The sequence below is a fragment of the Planotetraspora silvatica genome, from assembly GCF_016863315.1.
GTDB classification, from domain to species: domain Bacteria; phylum Actinomycetota; class Actinomycetes; order Streptosporangiales; family Streptosporangiaceae; genus Planotetraspora; species Planotetraspora silvatica.
The window spans coordinates 46,655-67,112 of sequence record NZ_BOOQ01000053.1; the positions used below are offsets into that span (position 1 = coordinate 46,655).

A 20,458-nucleotide genomic window follows, 5' to 3' on the forward strand; every position below is an offset into this window, starting at 1 on the left:
CCCGAGCCGGATCACTCGAAGGCGACGGCCATCGGCTCGCGCTCCTCGCTCGAGGCGGTGGGACCACCCCGGAGCGGGATCTCCTTGATGAACAGGGCGAGGACGGGAACCAGCACCGCGAACAGGACCGCCCAGCCGAAGACCGAGCTGATCGAGCCGGCGAGCGACTCCAGGAACCCCCCCTTGATCTGCGGAGGCAACTGGTCGAGCGCGGCCGTGCTCATCTGCCCGCCACTCGCGGTGACCGCCGCGGCGGCCTGCGGGCCGATCTTCTCGGTCAGGCTCGCCGTCAGGTGGTTGTTGAAGATCGCACCGAACAGCGAGATTCCGAACGAACCGCCGATGGAGCGGAAGAACGTCGAGGCGCTGCTCGCCACGCCCAGGTCACGCTGCTCGACGCTGTTCTGCGCGATCAGCATGCTGGTCTGCATCAGGAAGCCCATGCCGAGGCCCAGGACCGCGATGAACACGCCGGTCTGGAACGTGGTGGTGTTGACGTCCTGCAGTGACAGCAGCCACATGCCGACCGCCATGATGGCGCCGCCGATCACCGGGTAGATCTTGTACTTGCCGGTCTTGGTGATCGCCCGGCCGACGAAGAGGGACACGACCATCATCGCGCCCATCATCGGCAGCAGGAGCAGGCCGGAGTTGGTCGCCGAGGCGCCCTGGACGGTCTGCTGGAACAGCGGCATGAAGCTGATCGCGCCGAACATGGCGAACCCGAGCAGGAAGCCGATCAGCGAGGTCAGCGAGAAGTTGCGGTTGCGGAACACGTGCAGCGGCATGATCGGCTCGGCCGCGCGCTTCTCGATCGGGAGGAAGATCGCGAGCGAGACGACGGCGAGGACCGCCAGCAGGATGATCTGCCAGGAGCCCCAGGCGTAGCCGTGTGCCTGACCGCCCCAGGAGGTGATCAGCACGAGCGCGGTGATGCCGACGGTGAGGACGCCCGCGCCCAGCCAGTCGATCCGGTGCTCGGTCCTGCGCTTGGGCAGATGCAGTTTCGCGATCAACCACAGCAGGGCGACTCCGCCCAGCGGCAGGTTGACGTAGAACGCCCAGCGCCAGTTCAGGTGGTCGGTGATGAAACCGCCGACGAGCGGGCCCGCGATCATGGCCAGCGACATCATCGCGGCCATGATGCCCTGGTACTGACCCCGCTCGCGCGGAGGCACCAGGTCACCGATGATCGCCATCACGTTGACCATGAGGCCGCCGGCGCCGAGGCCCTGCAGGGCCCGGAACGCGATGAGCTCGGTCATGCCGTCGGCGGTGCCGCCGAACATCGCCGACCCGGCCATTCCACAAAGGGCTGAGCCGATGAGGAACAGGACGATGGAGCCGAGGAAGATGTTCTTACGTCCGTAGAGGTCGCCGAGCTTGCCCCAGATCGGGGTCGATACCGTGGTGCCCAGCACATAAGCCGTGGTCACCCAGGTGAAATATTCCAGGCCGTTCAGCTCGGCCACGATCCTCGGCATCGCCGTACCGACGATCATGTTGTCGAGCATCGCCAGCATGATCGCCAGCACCAGACCCGGGAGCACGATCATTACTTCTCTGGACCGCGCCGGCGCGGCCGCGGTTTCCGTCATCAGTGGAGCCCCCCTTGTGGCTTACTTGCCGTCCGGCAAGTTATGGATCTACGGTATTCTCCTTACTTGCCGGCCGTCAAGTTAATAAGGGAAGATCGGACATGGGTGCACACACCAACACACGGACCCGCATCCAGGAAGTCGCCATCAAGCTCTTCACCGAACAGGGCTACGAGGCCACCTCCTTGCGGGAGATCGCCGAGGCCCTTGGAGTGACCAAGGCCGCGCTGTACTACCACTTCAAGACCAAGGAAGACATCGTCGCCAGCCTCACCGAGGACCGGGCCGAGTCCATCCAGGCGCTGGTCACGTGGGCGAAGGAGCAACCCCGCACGCCGGAGACCCGGCGGGAGATCGTCAGGCGGTACTCCGAGGACATGACCCGCGGCCGCCATCACGAGGTCATGCGGTTCATGGAGCGCAACCAGACCGCGCTGCGCGGGCACGGCAAGGTCGAGGAGATGCGCGAGCGCATGACCGGCCTCATCGACGTGCTCTGCGAGCCCGGCGACAGCCCCGCCGTACGGCTTAGGCGGTCGATGGCCGTCTTCGCGATGCACGCTGTCTGGTTCGTCCTGATCGACCAGAATGTGACCGACGAACAGCGCATCGAGGCCGCCCTGGACGTCGCCCTGGAATTGGTCGACGCCCCCGCGGGTTGACGCGGAGGAGAGGCGAGGTGAGTGAAATGCTCTTCGGTAAAGAACACGTCCAGCGTTACGTCGAGACCGACGGCGCAGAAGGCCACGACTGGCAGGGCACGACGGTGGCGATCCTGACCACGACCGGCCGCAAGTCCGGTGAGAAGCGCAGCACACCGTTGATCTACCAACCCTACGGCGACGCCTATCTGCTCGTCGCCTCCCAGGGCGGCGCGCCCGACCATCCGCTCTGGTACAAGAACCTTTCCGCCGACCCCGAGGTCGAGCTTCAGATCAGGGGCGACCGGTTCAAGGCCCATGCCCGCACCGCGACCCCGAAGGAGCGGCCGGACATGTGGCGGACGATGACCGCCACCTGGCCCGACTACGACGTCTACACGACGAAGACCTCTCGCGAGATCCCCGTCGTCGTGATCGAGCGCGCCTGACGGCAGGCTCCGCCACCAGGGCAGTGCGCCGCCGTCGTCGAGGAACGCCCCCGTGGGGCCGCTCTCGTCGACCAGAGCCAGCCGTACGGCTATCGCGGCGCCCTGCCCGGCGGACCGGTACCCGGCGTCAGCGGCCGCTGACGGCCGGCGGCCGGGGCGATGCGGCCGGCGGGAGGCAGGGAATGCGGGCGGTGAGCGCGAAGCCGCCGTCGGGCGTGGGCCCCGACATGATCCAGCCGCCCACGAGGTTGACCCGCTCCTTCAGGCCGATCAGCCCGAACCCCGATCTGACCAGGTGGTCCGCGGGGAAGGACTCGTGCGGGTCGCCCGGGCCGTTCACCACCGAGACGCTCACGACGTCTCCGTACGCCTCGCAGTCGACCCGGACCGGGGCGCCCGGCGCGTGCTTGCGGACGTTGTTCAGGCCCTCCTGCACCACGCGGAAGCAGGCGTGCTCGGCCTGCCTGCCCAGCAGCCCTCCGGGGACGTCGAGGTGCAGGGTGACCTGGAGGCCGGTCGCGTTGCCCTCCGCCACGAGCGGCGCGATCGCCTCCAGCCCCGCGGCCGAGGCCGGCACGTCCGCGCGGCGCAGCACGGTGAGCAGCTCACGCAGCTCGGTCAGGGCGCGCATGCCCTTGTCCTCGATGTTCCTGGCCAGCTTGCGGATCTCGCCGGGGTCCTCGTTGTCCTGGATGATGCCCGCGTTGAGGACCATGACGGTGACGGCGTGGGTCACCGTGTCGTGCAGTTCCCCCGCGATGCGCCGGCGCTCCCGTGAGGCGGCGTGCTCCTCCCGCAGCCACATCGTCTCGCGCAGGTCCTTGACCATCGTGCGGTACGACCGCTCCCAGTTCCCGATCATCGCGGGCAGGTAGACGAACGCCACGGCGCGGAAGGCGCTCATGAAGGCCATCCGGCCGGACTGCGGGGCGATGTAGTCGGCCAGCAGGTAGACGATCGCGAGGCCGCCGGCGACCACCCGCCACCCGCGGACCGTGCTCTCCGCCGCCATGGAGTACGCCGCGGCGGCGAGCGCCGCGCCCTGGCCGGTGAGGGCCGCGCACACGACCGAGGCCACGACCGACGGCCACGCGGTGCGCCGCCGTACGAGCAGGCTCAGCGCGGCCACCACGGCGGACAGGATCGACAACCAGGGGGGCACGGGGAACCACGCGGACGGTCGCAGCAGCGTCTGTGGGATGGTGTAGCCGAGGACGGCGGTCGCGAGCAGCGCGTCGACGATCTCGTCCCTGCGCCACGAGACGAACCCGGCCCGCTTCTCCCCCATAGGCCTAGTTTGTGGGTTTGACCTGCGGCGTTCTCACAGCGCCACGCCCTTTGACGCACCTTGGCCGGGTGTTGTCGACTGCGTGCTGGTCGAACCAGCGGGATCGCTTCGGCAGGATAGAGAGGTGAGCGAGAACATGACCCTCCTTCGGCACCTCCCGGATGACTCCGAACCGGACTCGCTGTTCGACGCCTTCGTCGCGTGGAACGCCGAGCGAGGGCTCACGCTCTACCCGGCGCAGGAGGAGGCGCTGATCGAGGTCTTCTCCGGAAACAACGTGATCCTCTCCACGCCCACCGGCTCGGGGAAGAGCCTCGTCGCGGCCGGCGCGCACTTCGCCGCGCTCGCCAGGGACGAGGTCAGTTTCTACACCGCGCCCATCAAGGCCCTGGTGTCGGAGAAGTTCTTCGACCTGTGCGCCGTCTTCGGCACCGAGAACGTCGGCATGATGACCGGCGACGCGTCGGTCAACGCGGACGCGCCGATCATCTGCTGCACCGCCGAGATCCTCGCCCAGATCGCCCTGCGGGACGGCGCGGACGCCGACGTCGGCACCGTGATCATGGACGAGTTCCACTTCTACGCCGAGGCGGACCGGGGCTGGGCCTGGCAGGTGCCGCTGATCGAGCTGCCGCAGGCCCGGTTCCTGCTGATGTCGGCGACGCTCGGCGACGTCGACCGTTTCCAGAAGGACCTCACCCGCAGGACCGGCCGCGAGACGGCGGTCGTGAAGAACGCCGAACGGCCCGTCCCGCTCATCTACTCCTACCGGCTGACGCCGCTGCACGAGACGCTCGAGGAACTGCTGTCCACCCAGCAGGCCCCGGTCTACGTCGTCCACTTCACCCAGGCCGCCGCCATGGAGCGCGCGCAGGCGCTGATGAGCATCAACATGGCGACCAAGGCCGAGAAGGAGGCGATCGCCGCTCTCATCGGCAACTTCCGGTTCACCACCCGCTTCGGCCGGGCCCTGTCCCGGCTCGTACGGCACGGCATCGGCGTCCACCACGCCGGGATGTTGCCGAAGTACCGCCGGCTCGTGGAGCGGCTCGCCCAGGCGGGCCTGCTGAAGGTCATCTGCGGCACCGACACGCTCGGCGTGGGCGTCAACGTGCCCATCAGGACGGTCCTGTTCACGGCGCTGTCGAAGTTCGACGGCAACCGGGTGCGGCGGCTGCGGGCGCGGGAGTTCCACCAGATCGCCGGGCGCGCCGGCCGGGCCGGGTTCGACACGGTGGGGTACGTCGTCTGCCAGGCGCCCGACCACGTCATCGAGAACGAGCGCGCCCTCGCCAAGATCGGCGATGACCCGAAGCGGCGGCGCGGCTACGCCAGGAAGAAGCCGCCGGAGGGCTTCGTCGCCTGGAACGAGGAGACGTTCGAGAAGCTGCAGACGGCCGAGCCCGAGCCGCTGACGTCCCGGTTCAAGGTCAGCAACGCGATGCTGCTGTCGGTGATCAACCGTCCGGGCGACTGCTTCCAGGCGATGAAGCGGCTCCTCACCGACAACCACGAGGAGCGCAAGGCGCAGCGGCGGCACATCAGCCACGCCATCGCGATCTACCGGTCGCTGCTCGCCGGAGGGATCGTCGAGACGCTCAAGGAGCCCGACGAGCACGGCCGCAGGGCACGGCTGACGGTCGACCTCCAGGAGGACTTCGCGCTCAACCAGGCGCTGTCCACGTTCGCGCTCGCGACGTTCGAGCTGCTCAACCCGGAGTCCCCCACCTACGCGCTCGACATCGTCTCGATCATCGAGTCGACGCTCGACGACCCGCGTCAGATCCTGCACGCCCAGCTCAACAAGGCGCGCGGCGAGGCCGTCGCCCAGATGAAGGCCGACGGGATCGAGTACGAGGAGCGGATGGAGCTGCTCGCCGAGGTCACCTATCCGATGCCGCTCGCCGACCTGCTCTTCGGCGCCTACGAGACCTACCGCCGCGGGCACCCGTGGGTGGGCGACCACACGGTGAGCCCCAAGACGATCGTGCGGGACATGTACGAGCGGGCCATGACGTTCACCGACTACATCCAGTTCTACGAGCTGGCCAGGTCGGAGGGCACGGTCCTGCGCTATCTCGCCGACGCCTACCGGACGTTGTCGCGCACCGTTCCCGAGCACCTCAAGAGCGACGACCTGATCGACCTCATCGAGTGGCTCGGCGAGCTCGTACGACAGGTCGACTCGAGCCTCATCGACGAGTGGGAGAAGCTCGCCAACCCGTCGGAGGCCCTGGAGGCCCGCGACGAGCTGGAGACCAGGACCCGGCCGGTCACCGCGAACACGCGGGCCTTCCGGGTGCTGGTCCGCAACGCGATGTTCCGCATGGTCGAGCTGGCCGCCCTGGACCGCGAGGAGGAACTGGTCGAGCTCTACCCGGACACGGACTGGGCGGCGGCCCTCGACGCCTACTACGACGAGCACCAGGAGATCGGCACGGGCCCGGCCGCCCGCGGCCCGGCGCTGCTCCAGATCGAGGAGGAGAAGGAGCTCTGGCGGGTCCGCCAGGTCATCGACGACCCGGCGGGTCACCACGACTGGGGCATCGGGGCGGAGGTCGACCTCGCCGCCTCCGACGAGGAGGGCACGGCTGTCCTGCACATCACGGGCTTCACCCGCATGTGAGCCCGCCCGTACGCTCGCCCGTGCGCACGGGCGGGCGCACGGCTTCGGCGGACCCCCGCCGACGCGCTTCCCGGCGCCCGTGACCGTTCAGCCCCCGGACGTGGGGTCCTCCGCGCCGGCGCCCGGGACGGCCATCTCCTCGGGATCGTCCAGCCAGCCGTGGGGCAGCAGGACCTTCGCCCTCTCCCCGCTCTTGCCGCGCGGGCCGTCGACCCCGTCCGGCCAGGGCTGATGCGGGTCCAGCTCCGCGATGCGGGCCGCGAACTCGGCCAGGGTGGCGACGGACGTGAGGGCGCGGCGGCTCTCGGCGCCGGCCGGGAAGCCCTTCAGATACCACCCCACGTGCTTGCGGAAGTCGGCGAGGCCGTGCGACTCGCTCCCGATCACCTCGCACAACAGCTCGGCGTGGCGGAGCATCATGGCGCCCACCTCCCCCAGGACGGGCCGCGTGCGCTCCGCGGAGCCCTCGAAGGCCCGGTCGAGGTCCCGGAACAGCCAGGGACGGCCCAGGCAGCCGCGGCCGACGACGACGCCGTCGCAGCCGGTCTCCGCGACCATGCGCAGCGCGTCGTCGGCGCTCCAGATGTCGCCGTTGCCGAGGACGGGGATCTCCGGCACGGCCTGCTTGAGCCGCCTGATCGCGTTCCAGTCGGCCGTCCCCCCGTAGTGCTGCTTCGCCGTACGGGCGTGCAGGGCCACGGCGGCCACGCCCTCCTCGACGGCGATCCGGCCCGCCTCCAGGTAGGTCAGGTGGTCGTCGTCGATGCCCTTGCGCATCTTCATCGTGACCGGCAGGGACCCGGCGTTCCCCACCGCCTCCGCGAGGATCGCCCGCAGCAGGTTCCGCTTGTACGGCAGGGCGGCGCCGCCGCCGCGCCGGGTGACCTTGGGCACCGGGCACCCGAAGTTCAGGTCGATGTGGTCGGCCAGGTCCTCCTCCGCGATCATCCGCGCGGCCCTGCCGATGACGGCCGGGTCGACCCCGTAGAGCTGGATGCTGCGGGGCGTCTCGCCGTCCCCGAAGGCGATCATCTGGAAGGTCGGCGGATTCCGCTCGACCAGCGCGCGCGAGGTGATCATCTCGGAGACGAAGACGCCGCCGCCCTGCTCCCGGCAAAGGGTCCGGAAACCTCTGTTGGTGATGCCCGCCATGGGAGCGAGCACCACCGGTGGCCACACCTCGAACGTTCCGATTTTCACCTCTTCATTTTCGCCCGAGCGGAGGCGTGAGGCGTACAAGATCGTGGACGTGGGACTTACACCCCGGTTACGCTGGCCTTACCACGGTCGGGGGAGGTCGCCCATGCTGCTACGGCTGAGAATCGGCCTGCCGGACCGCCCGGGATCGCTCGGCCAGGTCACCCGGGCGCTGGGGACGGTCGGCGCCGACATCACCCAGGTCGTCGTGCTCGACAGGGGCGACGGCCGCGCGCTGGACGACTTCACCGTCTACTGGCCCGACGCGGTGCCGCGGGAACATCTCGTCCGGGCGCTGGAGAGCGTCGAGGGCGTGCGGATCGACGGCGTCTGGACGACGAGGGAGGCCCCCGGAACCTATCCGGAGCTGGAGATCCTCAAGTTCCTCACGACGGCGGGGGACCGCGCGCTCGCCACCCTGATCGACTCGATGCCGGTGCTCTTCAGCGCCGACTGGGCCGCGGCCGCCACCGAGCGGAGCCCGCGCTCGATCGTCTATTCGAGCTGGCGGGCGCCGTCGGACATCGCCTTTCCCGGCGAGATCCCGGCGCGCCCGGCCGCGGGAACCCTTCCGGAGGGGATCCACGTCATCACGGCCCCGCTGCCCCCACTGGCGCTGTCCCTCGTTCTGGCGAGGGCCGAGGGGCCGGCGTTCCACCGCACCGAGGTGCACCGGCTCGCCCGGATCCTGGAGATCTTCCTGATGCTGCCCGCGATCGAGCGCGGGGCCGAACGGGCGTTGCGGAGAACGTCGGCCGAGCGACTATGAGTACGCACCGGCGGCGAAAACCCGATACAGTTACCTCGTCGCCGTGAGGCGTCACGCGGAAGTGGCTCAGTGGTAGAGCATCACCTTGCCAAGGTGAGGGTCGCGGGTTCGAATCCCGTCTTCCGCTCCGAGAGGTCTTAAATATCGGGGGCCTCGCTCGGTGGAGTGGCCGAGAGGCGAGGCAGCGGCCTGCAAAGCCGCGTACACGGGTTCAAATCCCGTCTCCACCTCTGATGTACGAAAGTCTGATGTACGAAGGGCGATTAGCTCAGCGGGAGAGCGCTTCCCTGACACGGAAGAGGTCACTGGTTCAATCCCAGTATCGCCCACCAGCAACATCATCATTATCCTCGGCGCTTCTGACAGGCTTTGACAGGAGCGCCGCCGCCTGACGGCCGATGACGGACAAGTGGCGATAGAGTGATCCTCATACCGCCGGGCTCGAGTGTGCCGCGCGGTGGTCCCATCCCAGCAGGAGGTCCTCATGGCTGCCACCGAACCGGAATCCGGAGCCGAGCCCGAAGCTTCTGAGGACGATATGAAGCGGAAGTTCCGGGAGGCCCTGGAGCGTAAGCGGCGTTCGCAGGACGAGGCCAACGCGGGCGGCCAGGGCAAGGGCTCCGCGAAGATCCACGGGGCACAGGGCCCTGCCGCGAGCCGGCGGTCCTTCCGCCGCAAGAGCGGCGGCTGATCTCCCTCCCCCACGCTCGCCCGCCCCTTCTCCGATGCCAGCTCTGGCGGGGTCCTTCTCAACGGCCCCGCCTGAGCGCACACTGGAAGGGACATGATGGGCGATTCTGGTGGGAGTAGCTCATGCACGGTCAGATGCCCCAAGCAATGCCGTTGCTGTCTCGCGGCAAGCACCGCAACCCCAGCAAGGGCGCGTGCTTCATGGAGTTCGCGTCGTACCTCGCGGGCGAGCGGTGGAGTGACCATCCGTCGTGCACCCACCCGCTGCTGGCGGGGCTCGCGCGACTGGTCAACGACCACACCTCGGACGCGGCCCGGCCACGCCTCGCCGAGCTCATCCCGGCGGTGATCGGGCTGACCGGCGACGACCTGCGGATCGACGCGCAGATCGCCCTCCGGTCCGCGACCACCGCGCTGCCGGTCGTCGCGCACGAACGGCAACTGGCCATGGCGGTCTCGATCCTGTCGGCCGAGCACGTGCTCGCCGAGCTGGACGGCCGGCCCGCCGGCAGCATCCGCGACAGCAGCCGCGAGGCGCTGGAGCAGGTTCCCGACGCCATGCGGTGGGCCCTCGCCTTCAGGCGCGGGGTCCGCATCTCGGCCAAGGGCTTCCGCCGCTACGCCGCGCCGAACACCGTTCAGCTGGCCGTGAGGGGGATCGCCCAGGCCTGCGTCCTGGACCCGAACCCGCTGCTGCGGCACCTGCTGGCCAAGGCGATCGAGGATTGCACGGCCCTGACCGGCGTTCCCGCTCAGGCCGAGGCGGCCTTCGAGCCGGGCCGCTGGGAAGAGGCCTGCCGCCTCACCACCCGCTGAGCGCCGTCAGCCGGCACACCGGCGGCACGCGGACGGGGCGCGCTCAGTCGCCGATCCACACGTATCCGGCGAACCGGCCCGTCCGCTGTTCCCGCCTGTAGGAGTAGAGGTCGGGCGTCTCGATCGTGCAACGGCCGTCATGACGGATGTCGGCCACTCCGGCCTGTTCGAGCTGCGCGGCGATCCCGGCCCTGATGTCCAGGGCGGGCGTGTCCCAACTGGTCGTCGACCACGTCTCGGGGACCCGGCCCGCGACCCGCTCTCTCAGATCCTCCGGCACCTCGTAGCACCTGCCGCAGGCGCAGGGCCCGATGGCGGCCGCCATCCGGGCGGGGTCGCCGCCCCGCGCGGCCATGGCCTCGACCAGGGCGGTGACGACCCCGGCCTCGGTTCCCGGCCGTCCCGAGTGCGCGGCGCCGACCAGGCCCGCGACGGGATCGGCCACGAGCACCGGCGCGCAGTCGGCCACGAGGACGGCCAGCCCCAGCCCCGGGCGGTCGGTCAGGACGGCGTCGAGCGCGGGCGGCTCCGCGCCGAAGGGTCCGGTCACGTAGGCCACGTCGGCGCTGTGCACCTGGCGCATGAACACGACCTGGTCGACGCCGAACTCGGCCGCCGTCTTGGCCCGGTTCTCCGCCACGGCCGCCGGGTCGTCGCCCACGGCCCCGCCGAGGTTGCGGGAGCCGTACGGCTCCGCGCTCACGCCGCCGTGCCGGTCGGTGAAGGCCATGCGGACCCGCTCGATCGCAATCACCGGACCAGCGTACTCAGCGCCGGACGCCCCGGCCGCCCCCGCCGTGACGACCCGGTCCGTACGGCAGGGCATGATTTGTCGGGCGTGACCTGGCGAGCAGGGCGTGGTGGAGCGGCGAGGAGGACCGGTGCGCGCGGTGGTGTACGAGAGGTTCGGCGCGGATCCCGAGGTGCGGGAGGTGGCCGAGCCCGTCGCGTCCGCGGAGGGCGCGGTCATCAGGGTCGAGGCGACGGGGTTGTGCCGCAGCGACTGGCACGGCTGGATGGGCCACGACGCCGACATCACGGCGTTCCCCCATGTGCCGGGCCACGAGCTGTCCGGAGTGGTCGAGTCGGTCGGTGCGGCCGTGACGGGCTGGCGGCCGGGCGACCGGGTGCTGGTGCCGTTCATCTGCGCGTGCGGCCGATGCCCGCAGTGCGCCGCGGGCGACCAGCAGGTGTGCGAACGGCAGACCCAGCCGGGGTTCACCCATTGGGGTTCGTTCGCCGAGCGGGTCGCGATCGGCCATGCCGACGTCAATCTCGTCCGGCTGCCTGACGGCATGGCGTTCGCCACGGCGGCGAGCCTCGGCTGCAGGTTCGCCACGGCGTTCCGCGCGGTGGCGGCCCAGGGCAGGACGCGGCCCGGGGAGTGGGTGGCCGTCCACGGTTGCGGCGGCGTGGGGCTGTCCGCGGTGATGATCGCGGCGGCGATGGGAGCCCGGGTGGTGGCCGTCGACGTCTCCCCCGGCGCGCTCGACCTCGCCGCGAGGTTCGGCGCCGCCGAATGCGTACAGGCCGAGCCGCAGGCGGATCCGGCGGTGGGCGCCGCCCGCGTGCGCGAGCTCACAGGTGGCGGCGCGCACGTCTCCCTCGACGCGCTGGGCAGTCCGGTGACCGCCGCGGCGTCGATCGAGAGCCTGCGCCGCCGCGGCCGCCACGTCCAGGTGGGCCTGCTTCCTGGTGGGGCGGCGCTGCCGATGGGCCGGGTGATCGCGCACGAGCTGGAGATCCTGGGCAGCCACGGCATGGCCGCCCACGCCTACCCCCCGATGCTGGAGATGATCACAGCGGGGACGCTGCGCCCGGACCTTCTGGTGACCCGGACGATCGGGCTCGGCGAGGTGCCCTCGGCGCTGAAGGCGCTGTCCGGCGCCGGGGGCGTCGCCGGGATCACGATGATCGATCCCCGGCTGCCGTGACGCTCGTGTAGAGATCGAGCGTGCGCTCGGCTATCCGCCGCCACGAGAAGTGGTCGATGGCCCGCCGCCGACCGGCCTCGCCCATCGCCGCGGCGAGTCCGGGATCGCCGAGAAGCTCGTTTACCCGCTCGGCGATCGCCGCGGCGAAGGCGCCCGGATCGTGCGGCTCGCCGTCGGCGCCCTGGTCGATCGGCACGAGCAGACCGGTCGAGCCGTCGGCGACCACCTCGGGGATGCCGCCGGTGGCCGTCGCCACGACGGCGGTCTCGCACGCCATGGCCTCCAGGTTGACGATGCCCATCGGCTCGTAGACCGATGGGCACACGAAGACCGTCGCGTGGGTGAGGATCTGGATCACCTCCGGCCTGGGCAACATCTCGCGGATCCAGATGACGCCGTCGCGAGCCGCGGAGAGCCCCTGGACCAGGCCGCTCACCTCTTCGGCGATCTCCGGGGTGTCCGGCGCCCCCGCGCAGAGGACCAGTTGCGCGGCGGGATCGAACGCCCGGGCCGCATGCAGGAGGTGCACCAGGCCCTTCTGGCGGGTGATGCGCCCGACGAAGACGACGTAGGGCCTGCCCGGGTCGATGCCGTGCCGCGCGAGCGCCTCCGCACCGGGGGCGGGGGCGTACTGGTCCGTGTCGATGCCGTTGTGGATCACGGTCACCCGGCCGGGCGCGATCTCGGGATAGGCCGTCAGGACGTCGCGCCGCATGCCCTCGGACACCGCGATGATCGCGTCCGCGCTCGCGAGGGCGGTGCGCTCCGCCCACGACGACAGCGTGTAGCCGCCCCCGAGCTGCTCGGCCTTCCACGGCCGCAGGGGCTCCAGGCTGTGGGTGGTGACCACGTGCGGCGTGCCGTACAACATCTTGGCGATGTGCCCCGCAAAGTTGGCGTACCAGGTATGGCTGTGCACGAGGGCGGCGCCCTCGCAGCCGGCGGCCATCTCCAGGTCGACGCCGAGCACCTGAAGGGCGGCGTTCGCGGTCTCCAGGCCGCCGGGCACGCGGTAGGCGCTGACGCCGGGCTCCTCGCGCGGCGCCCCGAAGCACCGCACGCGCACGTCGGCCAGCCCCCGCAACTCCCGCGCCAGATATTCGACATGGACCCCGGCCCCGCCGTACACGTCGGGGGGATACTCGCGGCTGAGCAGATCGACACGCATAGCAGGAGCTTAGGTGTGTCCGGTGGATCACGCTTGCCCGCGTCCTGTCGTATGACCCGGGTGTTTGTCAGAGCTTTGGGGGGTTAAGGTCCTCCCTATGAAGGTCCTGGCGATCGTGCTCGCAGGTGGTGAAGGAAAGCGGCTGATGCCCCTGACCGCGGACCGGGCCAAGCCCGCCGTGCCGTTCGGCGGGATCTACCGGCTGATCGACTTCGTGCTGTCGAACCTGGCCAACGCCCACTATCTGCAGATCGTGGTGCTCACGCAGTACAAGAACCACAGCCTGGACCGGCACATCTCCCGCACCTGGCGGCTGTCGTCGATGCTGGGCAACTACGTCACGCCCGTCCCCGCCCAGCAGCGGCTCGGCCCGCACTGGTTCTCCGGGTCGGCCGACGCGCTGTTCCAGAACCTGAACCTCATCTACGACGAACTCCCCGATCACGTGATCGTGTTCGGCGCCGACCACATCTATCGGATGGACCCGCGGCAGATGGTCGACCAGCACATCGACTCGGGGGCCGACGTCACGGTCGCGGCGATCCGGCAGCCTCTCGACCTGGCCGACCAGTTCGGCGTCATCGAGACCGACCCCACGGGACGCCGCATCGTGGCCTTCAGGGAGAAGCCGAAGGACGCGGTAGGCCTGGCCGACGCGCCCGACCAGATCTTCGCCTCCATGGGCAACTACGTCTTCAAGACCCAGGCGCTGATCGAGGCGCTGCGCGAGGACGCGCTCGACCCGAGCAGCCGGCACGACCTGGGCGGCAACATCATCCCGATGTTCGTCAAGAGCGGCGGGGCCGAGGTGTACGACTTCGCCCACAACGTCGTCCCGGGCTCCACCGACAGGGACCGGGGCTACTGGCGCGACGTGGGGACCCTGGACGCCTACTACGAGGCCAACATGGACCTCATCTCGGTGCACCCGGTGTTCAACCTCTACAACGACAGGTGGCCCATCTACACGGGCCACGAGCCGTTGCCGCCCGCCAAGTTCGTCCACAACGAGGGCGACCGGATCGGTCACGCGCTGGAGTCCCTCGTGTCGCCGGGTGTGATCGTCTCCGGCGGTACGGCCCTGCGCTCGATCCTGTCACCGGGTGTGGTCCTGCACTCGCACTCGCACGTCGAGGACTCGGTGCTGATGGGGTGTGTGAAGGTCGGCAGGGGCGCGGTGATCCGGCGGGCGATCATCGACAAGAACGTGGTCATCCCGGACGGCGCCAGGATCGGCTTCGACCTCGACTACGACCGCAAGCGCTTCGCCGTCACCCGGAGCGGCGTCGTGGTGATCGGGAAGAACGAGATCATCGAGCGTTGACCGGCGGGCGGCGACCGGCGGGCACTGTGCCGGTCGCGGGCCGGTCAGCCACGGGGCCGGTCAGCGGCCGTTGATCCGCCACGTCGGCTCGACGACCGTCCACTGCGCCTCCCACGCACGGCGGGCACGGCGCTGGTTCACCGAGCGGGTCACGACGACGACCATCGCCAGGAACGCCGCGGTGGTCAGCGGGACGCCGGTCCCCACCGTCAGGGCGGCGACGATCGTGGTCTCCCTGTCCTGAGGCCGTTGTGCGATGGCGCCGTTGTCGTCCGTCCAGATCTGCACGACGTCGCCCGCGGATTTGGTGGGGCTGACGTCGATCACGCCCGTCCGCGAGGTGCCGTCGGGCGCCTTCCAGGTGGCCTGGGCATGGCCGACGGCCGCTCCCGCAGCGGACAGCCGCGGCGCGAGCACGTTCTCGGTGAGAGTGGCGCTCACCAGGTGCCGGACGCGCGACTGCTCGGCCTCGGCCCTCAGGCCGACGCCGTACTCCCGGACGCCGAGGACCACGCCCGCCACAATGGCGATCATGGCGCCCAGCACGGCGGCAAGCCGGACCACCGCCTCGACCCGGTCACACCGGCGCCGGAGCGGATTCCTGTCCAGTCCGAGCCATCTGGCGAACCTGGCGAATGGATTCTGTGACATCACACACCTCACAGGGTCATTACCACTGCGAGTCCCGTTTATGCCTATTTTGCAGCCCAAGAGAATCGAGGGGAACTCCCCTCCCCGAATACGTCGCGGCCATCGGCCTTTGCGCCGCCGCAGCGGGCCCTCCAGCGCCGGGCGATCTCGATTCGGGCGCGCGGGACGAGCCCGGCCGGCGGGTGCGATGCGCTCAGTGTTATCACTTTTATCCCTAAGTGACGGAATTTACGGAATATGAGCAGCGATACGAAATGAGAAGGCCGCACACGAAAAGCCCCCGGCACCGGGATCGAACAGCCGGCGACGGGCCCGGGCCCATCGGTAACGTGCGCCTTCCGATTGGCCGATCATCCCGGCAACAGTCCCTACCGAAAGCCATCGCCGAGTGTCACAATGCCAACGAAACGGGGATGATCAGTACGGGGAGCGCCGGGAAATGTTCGGGATCATACGACCTTGCGTAGATCATTCCTGCGACTCCGTCCTCAAGGCCTGGCAGGCCCACCTGTGCGGGCTGTGCCTCACACTGCGTGACCGGCATGGTCAGTTCGCCCGGATGGCGACCAACTACGACGGGCTCATCCTGTCCGTCCTGGCCGAGGCGCAGGACTCCCGGCCGACGGCGCACCGCACGGCCGGCCCCTGTCCCCTGCGCGGCTTCCGGACCGCCGACGTGGTCTCCTCACGGGAACAGGGCGCCCAGCTGGCCGCCGTCGTGTCGCTCGCGCTGGCCGCCGGGAAGATCCGCGACCACGCGGCCGACGGAGACGGGATGGCGGGACGACGCGTCTCCGGGGCCCCGTTGCGCCATGTCGCCGCCTCCTGGTCCGTCGCGGCCGAGCGGGACGCCGCGTCGCTCGGGTTCGACACGGCCGTGCTGACCGAGGCCGTCGACCGGCAGGTGGCTCTGGAGGCCGCGGCCGGCTCGTCCCTGCTCCAGGTCACGGAACCCACGGAGACGGCCGTGGCCGCCGCGTTCGCCCACACCGCGGTGCTGGCGGGCGAGCCCCGCAACGCCGAGAGCCTCCGCGAGGCCGGACGCCTGTTCGGCCGGATCGCGCACATCGTCGACGCCGTCGAGGACCTCGACGAGGACCTGGCCCGCGGGAGCTACAACCCCCTCGTGGCGACCGGCACGTCGGTCACCGAGGCCGGGCGGCTGTGCGACGACGCGCTGACCGGGCTCGGCCTGGCCGTACAGGATCTGGAACTGCGCGAGCGGCATCTCGTCGAGACCCTGCTCGTGGAGGAGACCCGGCGGGCCGTCCGGCGCACGTTCACCGATCACGTCTATCCGGCGGGGCCGGGGCGGAAGATGGTCGCGGGGATCTTCACCTTCCTGACCTGCGGGCTCTACCGGCCGCCATGGAGCAGGTACCGGCTGGGCCCGGAGAAGGGCCGCTGCTACCTCAGCAACTTCGGCTCCGGGGATTGCTGCTACGGCTGCGACGGCTGCGACTGCGGCTGCTGCTGTGACGGCAGCCCGTGAACGGCCCGGCATGGATCTCGGGACTCATCCGGCAGGTGGGCCGGTCAGGTCCGGACGTGGCGAGACCACGGCCTTTCCGGCACCTCACCGCGGCCGAGCGGAGGATCTGGGAGGCCTATCCCACCGGGACCCCCGTCGACCTCCGGGACGGGAAGAACGACGATCCCGCCGAGGGGCACACCTGGGGCCGCGGGCGTGAGGTGCGGGCGGAAGTACTCGCCGCCCTGCTGCTCGGCATGGGCGAGGAAGAACCCGGACAGGTGCCCGGCATCCGCCTCGCGGGCGCGCACGTCGTCGGCGACCTCAACCTCTCCGACGCCGCCATCACCTCCCGGCTGCACCTGCTGGGCTGCTCCATCCCGGGCATCATCTCGATCAACGACGCACGGACCCGGGGCCTGCGCCTGCGCAGATGCCACATCGGCCGGTTGCGGGCCGGGCGCGCCACGATCGACGGCCTGCTCGACCTCGACGGATCCACGATCGAGAACGGCATCCGCCTCGACAACGCCCACATCACCGGCCAGTTCCGCCTGTCCGACGCCGTGGTCGGGGCTCCTTCCGGCCCGTCGAGGGGCGGCGGGAACGACGACCTCCCCGGCTGGAGCCAGCCGTACAACCAGGGCAGGGCTCCGGAGCCGGTCACGCAGGTGGCGGTGGCGGTCTGGGCGGGCGGCCTCACCGTGGAGGGCGGCGCGTTCCTGCGCGGCCTGCGGACCACCGGGGGGCTGCGGTTCATCGGGGCGCACTTCAACAGCGGCCTCTACCTGGAGGGCGCGATCCTCGGGGGCACCGACGGCCATGCCGTGTACGCCGACCACATGCAGGCCACCTCGGCCGAACTCGGCTCGGGGTTCACCGCGTCAGGGACGGTGCGGCTTCGCGGCGCCCGGATCTCGGGGGTCCTGTCCTTCGACCGGGCCGTGCTCAAGGCGCCCGGCCGGGTCCTGCACCTGAGCCACATGCAGGTCGACGAACTGCTCCTCCTCCCCTCCTCGATCGAGGGGGACATCAACCTGGCCTACTCGCACATCGGCGTCCTGTTCGACCGCCCGGACAGCTATCCCGGGCACGTGCACCTCAACGGGACGACGTACGAGTCGCTGCGCGGGCCCGCCGTCCTCACCGACCGGCTGTCGTGGGTGCGCCGCGACCCCGACGGCTACCGGCCCCAGCCCTACGAGCAGCTCGCGGCCTACTACCGCAGGATCGGGCACGAGTCCGAGGCGCGGCGGGTCCTGCTCGCCAAGCAGCGGGCGCGGCGGCGGACGCTCAAGTTCCCCGGCCGCCTGTGGGGGCGGCTGCTGGACATCGTCGTGGGGTACGGCTACCGCCCCTGGCTGGCCGGGCTCTGGGTCACCCTGCTGCTCGCCGCCGGAACGTCGGTCTTCTCCCATTGGAGACCCCACCAGATCGGGCTCGACGAGTCCCGCAGTTTCAACGCGTTCACCTACACGATCGACCTGCTCGCGCCCGTCAGCGTCTTCGAGCAGCGCGGCGCGTGGGAGCCGGTGGGCTGGACGCAGTGGCTGGCGAACTGCCTGATCGTGGCGGGGTGGGTCCTCGCCACGGCGCTCATCGCGGGCGGCACCCGGGTGCTGCGTCCCTCGAACACCTCATGACGGGTCCAGCGTCTCGACGCGCAGCCGCGGGATCGACTCCGGATACTTCTCGCGGACGAACGTCACCAGGTGCTCACGCACGTCGCAGCGCAGGTCCCAGGCACTGGCCGAGTCGGCCGCGCTCATCAGCGCGCGCAGCTCGACCAGGCCGCCCGGCGTGACGTCGGTGACCTGGAGGGTCCAGTCCTTCTGGTCCCAGAGCGGGTTGTCGCGCAGCACCCGGTAGAGCTCGGTCCGCATCTCCTCGATGGGCACGGACCAGTCCACGCGGAGATACACGCTGCCGAGGATGCGACTCTCGTGCCGTGTCCAGTTCTCGAACGGGTTGCTGGTGAAGTAGGACACCGGGAGGATCAGCCGCCGCTCGTCCCACAGGCGCAGGGACACGTAGGTGAGCGTCAGCTCCTCGATCCGCCCCCACTCGTTCTCGACCACCACGACGTCGTCGAGGCGGATGGCGTCGCTGAAGGCGAGCTGCAGACCGGCCAGCATGTTGCCGAGGGTGGACTGGGCCGCGATGCCGGCCACCACGCCCGCGATGCCCGCCGAGGCCAGCAGCCCGGCCCCGAGCGCCCGCACCTCGGGGAAGGTGAACAACATCGCGCCGAGCGCGACGATCACGATGACCGCCGCGGAGATCCGCCGGACCAGGGTGATCTGCGTGCGGATCCGCCTCGCCCGCCGGTTGCGGTCGCCCTGGACGTGCAGGAGGCGGTCGAGGACCACGTCCGTCACCGCGTACGCCGCCTGGATCACCAGCCAGGTCACGCACGTGATCAGCAGGAGCGTGAACGCGTGCTGCAGCAGGACGTTCGCCCGTGGGCCGATCATGTCCGGCGTGTACACGGCGTTGGCGGTCGCGACGACGGCCGTGGCGAACCCGGGCCAGGTGCAGCGTCTGACGACCGGACCGGCGAGCGACCAGCGATCTCCCACGAGCCGTGATCTCAGGACGCGCCGGACGAGCTCGACCGCGACGATCGCGACGATGACGGCGGCGGCCAGCGTCCCCCAGTTCCACGCGGCCGACAGGACGGCGCCCCCTCTCGTCGTCATGGCCTGCCCTTTGCCCTTCCACGGTGAGACGAAAACACGCACCAGACGACGAATACTGCCAGATGGCTCTGACATGGTCAGAGCCGGATTCCCGCCGGTCAGAGCAGACCGAGATCGCCGAGGAGTTGCTTGGTACGGCCGGCCTCGGCCTCGAGCCACTGGCGGAAGTCGTCGCCCGCCAGGAGCATCGGCGTCCACCTGTTGCGCGCGCACGCCTGCTCCCACGCGCTCGACTCCCCGATCGCCTGGCAGAGGGCGAGCAGCGCGTCCCGCTGGGTCTCGCCCAGCGTCCGGGAGGCGAGCAGACCCCACCAGTTCGCGTAGACCAGGCGCACACCCGACTCGATCAACGTCGGCGCGTCCACGCCCGCGAGACGCTGGGAGGCGGAGACGGCGAGCGGGCGCAGCCGTCCCGCTCTGATGTGGGCGGCCACGTCCCGGTGCCCGCCGAACCCGATCGCCACCCGGCCGTCGACGACCGCCTCGACCGCCTGGGCGCAGTCGGGGAAGGGGGCGTAGTCGAGCAGCCGGGTGTCGGCCCCCAGTCCCTGGGCCGTCAGGCCGTACAGCAGGTGGTCGGGGCCGCCGGTCGCCCCGCCGGCCACCTTGGGTCCCGCGGGGTCGCGCAGGAGGGCGGCGGCGAAGTCGTCGAAGGTCCTGAACCGCGAGCCGGGCGAGGTGACCAGGACCTCCCACTGCCCCGCGAGCCTGGCCAGGGGCCAGGTGCCGCCCACGAAGGGCGTCGTCCGGTCCATCGCCGCGACGGCGACCAGCGCCGGATCCGCGACCATCAGGTCGCCCTGGCGGCCCGCGGCGACGAACCGGGCGATGGCGAGCGTCCCGCCACCGCCCGGCTGGCTGCTGATGCCGACCTTGCGCGCCCACCGGCGATGCTCGATGAGCGCCTTCATCACGCGGGCGAACGCCGCGTTCTGCCCTCCTGAGGGGCCGGGAACGACGAAGGCGATCTCGCGCTGGATAGGCGGATCAGCCGTTCCGCATCCCGCCGCGAGGGCCACCACCCCCGCCCCCAGCGCGAAGACCGTACGGCGTCGCACGTCGGCATCCTCCCCCCGCAGGAGCCTGCATACCGACAGCGTACGACTTATCACGCCATGTGACTACATTTCGGGCAGA

18 protein-coding genes and 3 tRNA genes are annotated in these 20,458 nt (G+C 70.4%); 13 read left to right on the top strand and 8 right to left on the bottom strand.

The features are described 5' to 3' along the window. Nucleotides 1-11 precede the first annotated feature (11 nt). Nucleotides 12-1,598 (bottom strand): MDR family MFS transporter, encoded by a 1,587-nt coding sequence (locus Psi02_RS34450; RefSeq protein ID WP_203980053.1) that lies wholly within the window; start codon nt 1,596-1,598, stop codon nt 12-14. 101 nt (nt 1,599-1,699) lie between these two features. On the opposite strand from Psi02_RS34450, the gene Psi02_RS34455 reads away from it, so the two are divergent. After that, nucleotides 1,700-2,260: a TetR/AcrR family transcriptional regulator gene (locus Psi02_RS34455; protein ID WP_203980054.1), complete on the top strand. Its 561-nt coding sequence runs from the start codon at nt 1,700-1,702 to the stop codon at nt 2,258-2,260. A 26-nt stretch (nt 2,261-2,286) separates the two neighbouring features. Further along, entirely contained in the window at nt 2,287-2,688 is a 402-nt protein-coding gene (locus Psi02_RS34460) for a nitroreductase family deazaflavin-dependent oxidoreductase (RefSeq protein ID WP_203980085.1), read from the top strand. 127 nt (nt 2,689-2,815) lie between these two features. Here Psi02_RS34460 and Psi02_RS34465 read toward each other — a convergent pair whose 3' ends face one another. Beyond that, nucleotides 2,816-3,976 (bottom strand): sensor histidine kinase, encoded by a 1,161-nt coding sequence (locus tag Psi02_RS34465; protein WP_203980055.1) that lies wholly within the window; start codon nt 3,974-3,976, stop codon nt 2,816-2,818. A 136-nt stretch (nt 3,977-4,112) separates the two neighbouring features. Here Psi02_RS34465 and Psi02_RS34470 point away from each other — a divergent pair, with 136 nt between their 5' ends. Then, the gene (locus Psi02_RS34470; RefSeq protein ID WP_203980086.1) at nt 4,113-6,602 is read left to right on the top strand and encodes a DEAD/DEAH box helicase; all 2,490 of its coding nucleotides are present in this window, start codon (nt 4,113-4,115) and stop codon (nt 6,600-6,602) included. Nucleotides 6,603-6,689: 87 nt separating this feature from the next. Here Psi02_RS34470 and dusB read toward each other — a convergent pair whose 3' ends face one another. After that, entirely contained in the window at nt 6,690-7,802 is a 1,113-nt protein-coding gene (gene dusB, locus Psi02_RS34475) for a tRNA dihydrouridine synthase DusB (RefSeq protein WP_239095406.1), read from the bottom strand. 103 nt (nt 7,803-7,905) lie between these two features. Here dusB and Psi02_RS34480 point away from each other — a divergent pair, with 103 nt between their 5' ends. From Psi02_RS34480 to Psi02_RS34505, 6 genes are all read left to right on the top strand, one after another. Beyond that, nucleotides 7,906-8,568 carry an ACT domain-containing protein gene (locus tag Psi02_RS34480; RefSeq protein ID WP_203956162.1) on the top strand — a complete coding sequence of 221 codons (663 nt, stop codon included), beginning with the start codon at nt 7,906-7,908 and terminating at the stop codon, nt 8,566-8,568. A gap of 55 nt (nt 8,569-8,623) precedes the next feature. Next, nucleotides 8,624-8,695 (top strand) — tRNA-Gly (locus tag Psi02_RS34485). Nucleotides 8,696-8,727: 32 nt separating this feature from the next. Beyond that, nucleotides 8,728-8,798, top strand: a tRNA-Cys gene (locus tag Psi02_RS34490). Nucleotides 8,799-8,825: 27 nt separating this feature from the next. Next, a tRNA-Val gene (locus Psi02_RS34495) sits at nt 8,826-8,900 on the top strand. Nucleotides 8,901-9,052: 152 nt separating this feature from the next. Then, complete coding sequence (locus Psi02_RS34500) at nt 9,053-9,259, top strand: DUF5302 domain-containing protein (protein WP_203956161.1); 207 nt, start codon at nt 9,053-9,055, stop codon at nt 9,257-9,259. A 122-nt stretch (nt 9,260-9,381) separates the two neighbouring features. Next, complete coding sequence (locus Psi02_RS34505; protein WP_203980056.1) at nt 9,382-10,074, top strand: hypothetical protein; 693 nt, start codon at nt 9,382-9,384, stop codon at nt 10,072-10,074. A 43-nt stretch (nt 10,075-10,117) separates the two neighbouring features. Here the strand turns inward: Psi02_RS34505 and pgeF are convergent, their stop codons facing one another. Further along, a complete protein-coding gene (pgeF, locus tag Psi02_RS34510; protein WP_203980088.1) occupies nt 10,118-10,804 on the bottom strand; it encodes a peptidoglycan editing factor PgeF in 687 nt (228 codons plus the stop codon). 151 nt (nt 10,805-10,955) lie between these two features. On the opposite strand from pgeF, the gene Psi02_RS34515 reads away from it, so the two are divergent. Further along, a complete protein-coding gene (locus Psi02_RS34515) occupies nt 10,956-12,008 on the top strand; it encodes a zinc-dependent alcohol dehydrogenase family protein (RefSeq protein ID WP_203980057.1) in 1,053 nt (350 codons plus the stop codon). Here Psi02_RS34515 and glgA read toward each other — a convergent pair. Continuing rightward, complete coding sequence (glgA, locus tag Psi02_RS34520) at nt 11,980-13,176, bottom strand: glycogen synthase (RefSeq protein WP_203980058.1); 1,197 nt, start codon at nt 13,174-13,176, stop codon at nt 11,980-11,982. The genes Psi02_RS34515 and glgA overlap by 29 nt on opposite strands. A gap of 97 nt (nt 13,177-13,273) precedes the next feature. Here glgA and glgC point away from each other — a divergent pair, with 97 nt between their 5' ends. Beyond that, nucleotides 13,274-14,500: a glucose-1-phosphate adenylyltransferase gene (glgC, locus tag Psi02_RS34525; RefSeq protein ID WP_203980059.1), complete on the top strand. Its 1,227-nt coding sequence runs from the start codon at nt 13,274-13,276 to the stop codon at nt 14,498-14,500. Nucleotides 14,501-14,560: 60 nt separating this feature from the next. Here glgC and Psi02_RS34530 read toward each other — a convergent pair whose 3' ends face one another. Continuing rightward, entirely contained in the window at nt 14,561-15,151 is a 591-nt protein-coding gene (locus tag Psi02_RS34530; RefSeq protein WP_203980060.1) for an Rv1733c family protein, read from the bottom strand. A 439-nt stretch (nt 15,152-15,590) separates the two neighbouring features. On the opposite strand from Psi02_RS34530, the gene Psi02_RS34535 reads away from it, so the two are divergent. Then, nucleotides 15,591-16,643, top strand: coding sequence for a DUF5685 family protein (locus tag Psi02_RS34535; RefSeq protein ID WP_203980061.1), 1,053 nt, complete (start codon nt 15,591-15,593; stop codon nt 16,641-16,643). A gap of 56 nt (nt 16,644-16,699) precedes the next feature. Next, on the top strand, nt 16,700-18,265 hold the full coding sequence (locus Psi02_RS34540) for a hypothetical protein (RefSeq protein WP_203980062.1): 1,566 nt from the start codon (nt 16,700-16,702) through the stop codon (nt 18,263-18,265). On the opposite strand, the gene Psi02_RS34545 is transcribed toward Psi02_RS34540, so the two are convergent. Further along, a complete protein-coding gene (locus Psi02_RS34545) occupies nt 18,260-19,321 on the bottom strand; it encodes a mechanosensitive ion channel family protein (protein ID WP_203980063.1) in 1,062 nt (353 codons plus the stop codon). The genes Psi02_RS34540 and Psi02_RS34545 overlap by 6 nt on opposite strands. A 98-nt stretch (nt 19,322-19,419) precedes the next feature. After that, nucleotides 19,420-20,379: a Bug family tripartite tricarboxylate transporter substrate binding protein gene (locus Psi02_RS34550; protein WP_203980064.1), complete on the bottom strand. Its 960-nt coding sequence runs from the start codon at nt 20,377-20,379 to the stop codon at nt 19,420-19,422. Between the last annotated feature and the right edge of the window lie 79 nt (nt 20,380-20,458).